Source organism: Pseudomonas sp. FSL W5-0299 (genome assembly GCF_005930655.1).
Lineage (GTDB): Bacteria > Pseudomonadota > Gammaproteobacteria > Pseudomonadales > Pseudomonadaceae > Aquipseudomonas > Aquipseudomonas mandelii.
Genome location: NZ_RXHX01000087.1, coordinates 1 through 2,279, shown reverse-complemented (window position 1 = coordinate 2,279; position 2,279 = coordinate 1). Strand labels below are relative to the sequence as shown.

Genomic DNA, 2,279 nt, shown 5'->3' with positions numbered 1-2,279 from the left:
ACCCACAAGATGATGCTCGATCACTATCAGCAGACCAAAAACCTGCTGGTGAGCTACGACATCAATCCGTTGGGCTTCTTCTAAAAATCGGCGGCGATACAGGTAATCCTGTGTCGCCCTTTCCAATAGCTTTCGCGAGCAGGCTCGCTCCCACATTTGAAATGCGTGCCCGCTGTGGGAGCCGGCTTGCTCGCGAAGGCGTCCTCGATAACCTGACATTCAAGGACTGGATGCCCTGCTCCCCTTGATCGATCCTTTGGAGTCCTCGATGAAAATCCGTTACAAGGTGAGCCTTGTGGCTGCTTGTGTGCTGTTCGTGACAACCAGTCTTCTGTCGCTGGTTCAGGTAGAGCAGATACGTACGATTTTGCGTCATCAGGTCGAGGCGAGCATCTCCGAATCGAGCAATGCTGTGGCACGTCAGATCGAAAACTGGCTGAACGGCAAACTGCGTCTGATGGATTTGGCGTCCCAAGCGATCGACCGCCAGTACAGTGCGCAAGCGACCCAGCGAATCATCGATTCGCCCATTTTGAAAGATGAATTCAAGCTGTTATTCGGCGCCCTTGAGTCTGATGGAAAACCCATCAAGAACACTGCCTCCTGGAATCCAAAACCTGATTATGACGGTCGCACCCGCCCTTGGTACGCAACCGGAAAAGCCGGTAGCCAAGCGGTTTTAACCGAACCCTACAAGGACTCCACCACGGGTGAAATTCTGATATCGGCAGTCGCGCGGATCAGCGACGCCGGTCAGTTGCTCGGGGTATTTGGTGGTGACATCCGTCTGACTACGGTTGCCGATGCCATCAATACACTGGATTTCGGTGGGGCCGGTTATGCGTTCCTGCTGAGTAAAAGTGGCAACATTATTTCCCATCCGGACGCCGAGCTGAACGGCAAGCCCTACAACCAGCTTTTCTCAGGCAGCGTTCTGCCTCTCGACAGTCAGCTTCAGCAGGTCAGCAGCGCTGGGAAGTCTCTCCTGGTGTCCTTCATTCCGCTCTCCGGTCTCAAGGGCATGGATTGGTATATCGGTGTGGTGCTGGATCAGGACATCGTTATGGCCGCAGCCCACATCCTGAGCTGGCGTGCCGTCATCGGTACCGGCCTGGGCGTGCTGATTAGCCTGTTGGTGCTGGGCCTGCTGGTAAGGCGGCTACTGCGACCCCTGGATCAACTCAAGGATTCGTTGGCAGACATCAATCGCGGAGAAGGCGACCTGACCCGCCAACTACCCGTGGTCGGCAATGATGAAATTGCGTTGGTCGCCGGAGAGTTCAACCAGTTCCTGCAGAACCTGAAAGCGCTCATTGGCGATGTGAAAAACAGCTCGCAACGCGTTCGTGAGAGCACCACAGCGACGTCATGCGAAGCGGACCAGGCAGCCAACCGTGTACAAGTTCAATTACAAGAACTGGATCAATTGGCCACCGCCATGACCGAGATGGCATCGACAGCCGAAGATGTCGCCCGTAACGCCCAAACCGCTGCCGAAGCGGCAATCGCTGCTAACGAGGAAACAGCGGACGGGGTTGCTCTGGTTTCCAGATCTACGGGGGCCATCAAGCGTTTAGCTGAAGAGATGGACGCCACAGGTCATGCGATCAATGAGTTGTCCACGCTCAGTCAAAACATTGAGTCCATTGTGGCGGTTATCACCAGCATCGCCGACCAGACCAACCTTCTTGCACTCAATGCGGCCATCGAGGCGGCACGTGCCGGCGAATCGGGACGCGGATTTGCTGTGGTGGCTGATGAGGTGCGCTCACTGGCCTCGCGAACCCAGCAATCCACGCAGGAAATACGCGAGATGATCGACCAGTTGCAGACAGGCGTGAAACACGCCCAAGTGCAAATGCAGCAAAACCGCGATACGGCCAGCAAGACTGCCGGGGATGCCAACGCAGCCAATGACACCCTGAAGCGCATACGCGAGGCCATTTATCGTATCAATGACATGAACCTGCAGATCGCCGCGGCGGCTGAAGAACAAAGCGCCACGACCGAAGAAATCAATCGCAACACGACCAATATCCGCGATATCAGTCTTGAGGTATCCGGCAGTGCGGACAAACAGGTTCGTCAATGTTCAGTGATGGTGGACCACGTCGGCCAGCAGGACAAACTGCTCAGTCGTTTCAGGATTTGAGTTTCGCAATTGCCTGAGTGCTCAGGCTGCAAACAGTGACAAATCACAAACAACTATTCCACCGAGGTAAGAAAGATGAGTGCGGCTTCTCTGTATCCCGTTCGTCCCGAGGTTCTGGCCAATACGC

At 55.2% G+C, this 2,279-nt stretch carries 2 protein-coding genes and 1 pseudogene; all 3 read left to right on the top strand.

From position 1 onward, the window contains the following. The coding region (locus tag FHL16_RS34665) for a hypothetical protein (RefSeq protein ID WP_008147067.1) at window positions 1-84 on the top strand (84 nt) is incomplete at its 5' end. 184 nt (window positions 85-268) lie between these two features. Further along, window positions 269-1,294: pseudogene (locus FHL16_RS35170) on the top strand (HAMP domain-containing protein); the annotation flags it as partial. 144 nt (window positions 1,295-1,438) lie between these two features. Next, window positions 1,439-2,152: a methyl-accepting chemotaxis protein gene (locus FHL16_RS35165; RefSeq protein ID WP_371917171.1), complete on the top strand. Its 714-nt coding sequence runs from the start codon at window positions 1,439-1,441 to the stop codon at window positions 2,150-2,152. Window positions 2,153-2,279 lie beyond the last annotated feature (127 nt).